The following is a 1064-nucleotide window of genomic DNA, read 5'->3' as shown; positions in this document are numbered from 1 at the left end:
CCCAGACGCGAGCTTTGAGTGGTGCTTTCTGTCGTTTCAGATTTCTTCTCCCCACAATAAAACCACCCTGCCTAACCTCCCTTAATAAGGGGGGGGACAAGAGAATTATGTTGCGCTAAAAACAATTGCTAAAAATAGCACAATATGAGACCATACAAAAAAATATAAAAATTAGGGAGTTATGATTCTTGGTAACTATTAAATGTCGGGGAATTACTTTCTCAAATATCCAAGCCGTAATCTTTGATAAAGACGGCACTCTAGAGGATTCTCAAGAGTTTTTGAGACTTTTGGGGATGAAGCGATCGCGCCTCGCAGACGCTCAAATTCCCGGCGTTGGAGAGCCTTTACAAATGGCTTTCGGTATCGAAGCTGGCAGCATCGACCCCACAGGTTTGCTAGCAGTCGGCAGTCGCCGGGAAAATGAGATTGTTGCAGCGGGATACATTGCCGAAACCGGCAGGGGATGGTTGGAATCTTTAACTATTGCGCGCCGCGCTTTTGACGAAGCTGACGAAATGTTTAAACATAGTGCTGTTTCTCCTTTGTTTGTCGGGAGTTTGGAAGTGCTGAAATATCTTTCGTCAGCGGGTTTGAAACTGGGAATTCTTTCGGCGGCTACGACGGCGGATGTGCAGAAGTTTGTGAAACACCACGCATTAGGCGACTGGATTCAGTTAGAAATGGGAGTTGATTCAACGCTTCACAAACCCGATCCGAAATTGTTTTTGCAAGCTTGCGAGAAACTGGGAGTAAATCCCGCAGCAACTTTGATGGTGGGAGATTCGGCGGGCGATATTCAGATGGGTAAAAATGCGGGCGCGGCTGGCTGTATCGGGATTTGCTGGGGGAATGCCCGGGTTAGTCATTTGGAAAATGCTGATGTGGCGATCGCATCTTTGGATGAAATTACAATTTTAACAGATTGAGCAAACATCACATCGCCTGGGCAGGTTTTGCTTGGGAAAATCTCGCTTGTAGCTGAGTCCAGATCCCCCCTAACCCCCCTTAAGAAGCAGGGTGGATTAATTGTCATCCTAGAAATAGGTACGTAGTTGGGCTTT

General features: G+C 46.6%; 1 protein-coding gene. It reads left to right on the top strand.

Annotation, left to right across the window (positions count from 1 at the left end):
- Positions 1-188 precede the first annotated feature (188 nt).
- A complete protein-coding gene (locus QUB70_RS32565) occupies positions 189-929 on the top strand; it encodes an HAD family hydrolase (protein WP_332985935.1) in 741 nt (246 codons plus the stop codon).
- Positions 930-1064 lie beyond the last annotated feature (135 nt).

This window comes from Microcoleus sp. A003_D6, from assembly GCF_036702825.1.
Classification (GTDB): domain Bacteria; phylum Cyanobacteriota; class Cyanobacteriia; order Cyanobacteriales; family Microcoleaceae; genus Microcoleus.
The sequence above is the reverse complement of the archived record's forward strand: the minus strand, read 5'-3'. Positions and strand labels throughout refer to the sequence as shown.